At 46.2% G+C, this 5,354-nt stretch carries 9 protein-coding genes; 1 reads left to right on the top strand and 8 read right to left on the bottom strand.

The genetic code is table 11. The features are described from left to right. From QVO43_RS05250 to QVO43_RS05215, 8 genes are all read right to left on the bottom strand, one after another. Positions 1-233: hypothetical protein (locus QVO43_RS05250; protein ID WP_288174564.1), on the bottom strand; the 233-nt coding region annotated here is incomplete at its 3' end. Between the two features lie 438 nt (positions 234-671). Next, entirely contained in the window at positions 672-914 is a 243-nt protein-coding gene (locus QVO43_RS05245; protein WP_154488269.1) for a hypothetical protein, read from the bottom strand. A gap of 94 nt (positions 915-1,008) precedes the next feature. Further along, positions 1,009-1,542 carry a hypothetical protein gene (locus tag QVO43_RS05240; RefSeq protein ID WP_288174563.1) on the bottom strand — a complete coding sequence of 178 codons (534 nt, stop codon included), beginning with the start codon at positions 1,540-1,542 and terminating at the stop codon, positions 1,009-1,011. A gap of 148 nt (positions 1,543-1,690) precedes the next feature. Then, entirely contained in the window at positions 1,691-1,876 is a 186-nt protein-coding gene (locus tag QVO43_RS05235; protein ID WP_288174562.1) for a hypothetical protein, read from the bottom strand. 304 nt (positions 1,877-2,180) lie between these two features. After that, positions 2,181-2,684, bottom strand: a complete 504-nt coding sequence (locus QVO43_RS05230) for a flavin reductase (RefSeq protein WP_022487522.1) — start codon at positions 2,682-2,684, stop codon at positions 2,181-2,183. A 28-nt stretch (positions 2,685-2,712) separates the two neighbouring features. Then, positions 2,713-3,357: a flavodoxin family protein gene (locus QVO43_RS05225; protein WP_022487521.1), complete on the bottom strand. Its 645-nt coding sequence runs from the start codon at positions 3,355-3,357 to the stop codon at positions 2,713-2,715. Positions 3,358-3,432: 75 nt separating this feature from the next. Then, positions 3,433-3,759, bottom strand: a complete 327-nt coding sequence (locus QVO43_RS05220) for a cupin domain-containing protein (protein WP_022487520.1) — start codon at positions 3,757-3,759, stop codon at positions 3,433-3,435. 132 nt (positions 3,760-3,891) lie between these two features. Beyond that, on the bottom strand, positions 3,892-4,440 hold the full coding sequence (locus QVO43_RS05215; RefSeq protein ID WP_022487519.1) for a TetR/AcrR family transcriptional regulator C-terminal domain-containing protein: 549 nt from the start codon (positions 4,438-4,440) through the stop codon (positions 3,892-3,894). Positions 4,441-4,917: 477 nt separating this feature from the next. Here QVO43_RS05215 and QVO43_RS05210 point away from each other — a divergent pair, with 477 nt between their 5' ends. Continuing rightward, positions 4,918-5,283, top strand: a complete 366-nt coding sequence (locus tag QVO43_RS05210) for an ACT domain-containing protein (protein ID WP_022487518.1) — start codon at positions 4,918-4,920, stop codon at positions 5,281-5,283. Positions 5,284-5,354 lie beyond the last annotated feature (71 nt).

Raw genomic sequence — 5,354 nt, 5'->3', positions numbered from 1 at the left:
GCGTATTCTGCTACAACTCCGCCATAACTTGCAAAATCCGTACCTTTGGCAATCTCTTTTAAAAGACTAACGCACTCATCAGATCTATTATTATAGATGATGGCAGCTATAATACCAATGATTTTAGTTTCCGGTGATCCCTTTAAATATTGTAAAAGAACATTGGAATCTCCACGTTTGAGACCCGCAAATATATTCTGTGTTTTTTCTTGTTTTAATTGTGTTGATTTCATTTTCTCCAACACCTCGATTTTTTATATGCAGTCTTTTTAATTTTCTACTTCCTGAAGGTTTTTCTTGCTTTATGTTCATTATAGCAAATGCCCTATCCAAAAATCACGACAGAAAAAAGCCCGTAATCCCTCGACTGCAGGCCTGCTTTTTGCCCCCTGGGCGGCCGGGGATGGGCTTCCCTGCGGGGAGCCCCTACACCGTTGGGGTCATAGGTTCGTGCATCTAACGGGAACGCCGGGCCTGCGAGTCCTACGGCATTGCAATGGCTCGCGGCTCGTCTTTCTGCACCCAACTCCGACGCAGACGTGGTAGGGGTTCAACCAAGGCAAATCAATCCTGGCCACCACAAACTCAAAGTCAAAGATTCAGAATTAGGAATGCCAGTTTTCCTGTCTTTCGCCAGGTCAATCATGGATGTTCACCGTAATCTTTTTTGTTCAATACCAGAGAACCGTATATTTTTCAGGGTAAAATCCCTGTTTGTAAAATTTATGAATCGTTAAAACTGCATGCCTTGCATAAGCATCCCACTTCTGTGGATCTCGTTGAACCAGTTCTAGTTCGCCGGTTGTTTTATCGATAGCAATCAATCCATACCCGTATTCATTCTCTTTACCTTCTGGGACATATTTATAGGCAACTTTTTCCTCCGTAATTTCCTGCAAAAATAAATCGACCATTTTGCTATGCTCCTGCTTGACACGCCTTACCCTGGCCGGCCAGCGGCCGAAAGTCTTTATTCGATTGAGGTCCTAGTAACTGAGTGGCGAAGATTTACAATCCTATCGTTGGGTCTGCCCCATACCAGGTTTCAACATCCCGTTTACGCTTGTCTTCAGTATGATCGTTCCAGACTACGTTATCAATCCAGGATATCCCAAACACATAGTGTTTAGTTTTTGTATTCCTGTCAATCAGGAAAGTCATTCCATTTTTCAGATATTCCACATCATAATCATATCGATCAGAGAACCGTACATTTCCTATGTATCCTGACTCACATTCAAGACCGATGGACATTTTAAACCCGCAATCATTATAAAAGCTTTGACATTCCAGACAGTCACCACTTTCCGGCATTCTTTCATAGGATAAACCAGTTTCAAAAACACATGCCAGGGTATGATTCTCTCCATCAGGGGTAAAATGGATGGCAATCTGATATCTTCCCAGAACATGAGGACACTTTCCTTCCAAATTCCTTCCCCTTTGTGCAACATAGGGGATTGGTTTTCCATCGACCAGGATTTTGATCTCACCAAAAGGTGTTAGAAGCGTTTTCGTTTTCTTTCCATCATCAGCCGTCATTAAATTCACCGTCCTCCTGTAAATACTTTGGCACCAGGAGACACTTATCCCCATGAGATCGATCCCCACATTGCTGGCATTCTATGGTGAGGCAGGATTCCGATTTTTCAAATCTTACTGTTAAGAAGCTACCGCACTCGGGACATTTTTAATTTTCAACATCTTGGGCAGACCCATAAAAAATCGTATTTTCCAATTCGTCCCATGGATTCAATGGAGCACCTTTTCCCTGTTCAATAGAGTAGATTTGATGATCCGTCAGACTCTTAACCTGCTGTGAAGGTCCAACATATCTTACCTTCATTTTTCTCTCCCTCTGGTTCTTTTTACCCACAGCCGAATTTATCTTCCTGCTTTATATTCATTATAGCAAATGTCCTGTCCAAAAATACCGACAGAAACAGGCCCGCAATCACTACGACTGCGGGCCTGTTTTTTTGCCCCCTGGGCGGCCGGGATGGGCTTCCCTGCGGGTAGCCCCTACACCGTTGGGGTCGGGCACTCTCGTTTGATCTGTTGGACGGTGACAATATGGGAATCGGGGGTGCGATAAAAAAAGAAACTCCCTGCCCTCCCTGGTCCCCCGACCCTGACGGAGATTATGATTATGTGAAGCTTATAGGATTGATGGCCGGGATTTACCGGATGGTCTCGATGATTTCTCCGATATACATCGTGTGCGGCACACGGCCTTTGGTATAGAATCCTTCGATGACATCCGCTGGCATTTGCCCCAGCTGAAGCTCATGGCGGTAGATTTTCCGGATGACAAAAGTAATCTCTGCTTCTTTGTAGGTCACGCCATGCTCCAGATATTTTGAGGTGAGACCGCTGGCCTTTGCTTTATCCATATCCCGGCCGGATTTGCTTCCCATGATACCGAGAGCTTTCTGATACTTCTTGTTGTCAAAGAACGAGACAGTGTAGTAGTCGCTCTTTTCCATGAAACCATACGTATAACGCGCCGGATTGACAAATACTGCGCAGACATTCTTCCCCTTGTGAGGCATACACCAGAGTGTTCCCAGCATACCCCAGCTAATCGTCATCGAATTGAAGGCACCTTTATCGCCGGCGGTCAGGATGCCCCACTGGTCATCAAAGAGTTTGAAAATCTCTGGCTGAAAATCTTTTGTATTCATAAAAGTTTATCCTTTCACAACAAAACAGTTACTGCTGACTGGCCAGTCTCTTTCCAAGATCAAATGCCGCCTGCAGGTCTTTCGGGAATTGCTCGGCGTGATGCGCTTTCTTTTTCGTTTCATCCCACGATGCCATACGGTATCGGCTGTAATCCGGTACCTGCAGCGTATCGCAGGAAGCCAGTATTTCCGTTTTCCCGTTCAGGAAATGGAACGGCCAGAAGTATTCTTCCATGCGCGGTTTGTAGTGCTCATCGTAGTAGTTCTGGTCTGCATTCATCGTAAGGATAATGCCGACATCGATTTTTCCCGTAAACGTGCTCTTATAATCATCATAGGATAGTGCCGGAAAGGTCGAGCGGACCATAAAGGAACGGACCTCGCCCGTTGGTTCCCCGAAGTAAATTGGCGAGCCGATGATAATTGCATCTGCCTCATAGACTTTCTCCAGCGTTTCCGTCAAGCCGTCCTTCCAATAGCATTTCCAAGGCACGGCAATCTTTTTATTCTTACATGCCAGGCAGCTGCGACAGTCGGTAAAGTTCAGATTATATAAGTCAATAGTCTCGACGCTGGCTCCGGCAGAAACAGCACCTTCCCTGGCAGATGCCAGGAGTTTTGCAGTGTTGTTGTTCTTCCGGGGGCCACCATCCAGTATCAGTATCTTTTTCATAGGAATCTCTCCTCCTCTATGATTTTTTGTTGATATCGCCAATGTACTCATAACCGCAGGCCGCGCAAAAATAGATTATGCTTCGCCGTCACACGGATCGTCGACGTAATCAACTTCCGCATAGCCAGCGCAAAGTGTGATTTGATGTTTCTTATTGCCTGGGATGACGTATGTATCGCCCTGCTGATACGTCCTGGTTGCGCCATCCATTGTCAACAGGCATTTACCGCTGACAACAATTGTCCACTGTTCCGCATGGGCATGCTCTGGGAAATGGACTTCTTTTTCCGCACTGACGAAGTAGACCGTGCCTGTAGACGTATGGTCCACGCGAACCGTCAGCCCTTCTATACCATAGTCACGTTGTGGAACATGGCGGATGATTTCTGGAAAAACAGACATATGGATACTCCTCCTGAGTAAGTTTCTTGTTTTTTTCAACTGAATTATAGCACGGGAGAAAGGCAGAATCTCGTTAGAAAATCGTGTGTTTCTAAACGAACTTGTCATTTTGTGCAGAATGCCAACCTGCCATTAAAGCAGACGCTTCTTTAATGGTTCTGGCATGGCGAGGACAAGCAGTTCGATAAAATTATCGAGAGGAATTTTTTGCCCACCAATAAACCAGTCCTGAATCATCTCAGAGATAGAACGCATATAGTACTTAGCCAAAAAATCGATTTCTGTAGGAAGTGCATCTTCTTTACCTAAAATACGCAGGCGCTCACGCAGTAAATCAATGGCGTAGTCATTAGTCGCATAGCGGAAGGAGGTCTGCCCTGATGTGTTTTTCAACGCATTTAGGAAAAATGACTGTTTATCCGAAAGGGTAGTACAGAATATGCACAACGCATCACACCAGCTGATTTTATTGCCGAGTTGGCTGAAAGCCGGCTCAATTTCTTTGTTATAGATAGAAGCCAGTAGTACATATTTATCCGCAAAATGATTATAAAAGGTTGTCGTTGTCATGCCGCAGTTGGTGACAATTTCTTTGACCGAAATCTTGTCAACGGATTTCTTCCCAGCAAGTTCAATGAGGGAAGCAGCCAATAACTGCTTCGTGGTAGGCCGTTCAATCATAAAAGTCTCCCCTTCATTCATGGATGAAAATAGTAAAACGGGTTCTTCCTACTGCCAAACTTTTTGTAGGGTGAAACTTTCCCTATAATTTATAATTATAGCAGAAAAGAGGGGGATGGGCAGGTGGGAAATGGGGCATAAGTGCAGAGTGAAGAGCGCAGAGTGCAGAGCATCCCCCTGGGCGGCCGGGACGGGCTCCCCTGCGGGGAGCCCCTACGCCGTTGGGGTCAAAGAACCAACGGAAAATCAGAGCAACGGGATCGTCGAAACATCCGTTTTTAAGACTGTTGGATCAGACATTCGATTGCAGCGCTGTAGGGGCGAGCCGCAGGCCCGCCCTTCTCCGGCCTCCCGGAGGGTTCCCTTCGGGGTAAATCTGTATGATCTTTTTCTTCTCCTCTATCTTGCTTTCTTTTCTCACTGCCGATATACTAAATTATTAATGACATTTCATATTTAACTGCAAAGGAGCCTGCCATGGAACTGAAAAAAATCCCTTATAATCTGACGGTATGCAAGGTCAGCCAGCTGTCCGATATCCGTTTGGATGCTGATTTTTATTTTATTGGAAAAACCGATGAGGAACTGTCCCTGGTTTGCCGGACGAAAGATGCTCCTCTCCGGACCCTGGAACGGGATGATGGCTGGAAAGGGTTCCGGATCCAGGGCATCCTGGATTTTTCTCTGATTGGGATCCTGTCCCAGGTGTCCGGCATCCTGGCCGAACACAAGATCAGTATTTTCGCCGTTTCCACGTTCAATACCGATTACATCCTGGTGAAAAAGGAAAACTTCGACCGATCTCTGGAAGTGCTGGCGGAAGCCGGATATACGGTTGTTTGAAAGAAGCTTCGGGCCCCCTGGGCGGCCGGGACGGGCTTCCCTGCAGGGAGCCCCTACCACGTTGGGGGCAG

The organism is Acidaminococcus sp. CAG:542, from assembly GCF_000437815.1.
Taxonomy (GTDB): domain Bacteria; phylum Bacillota; class Negativicutes; order Acidaminococcales; family Acidaminococcaceae; genus Acidaminococcus.
This window is presented reverse-complemented; position numbering and strand designations above follow the sequence as displayed.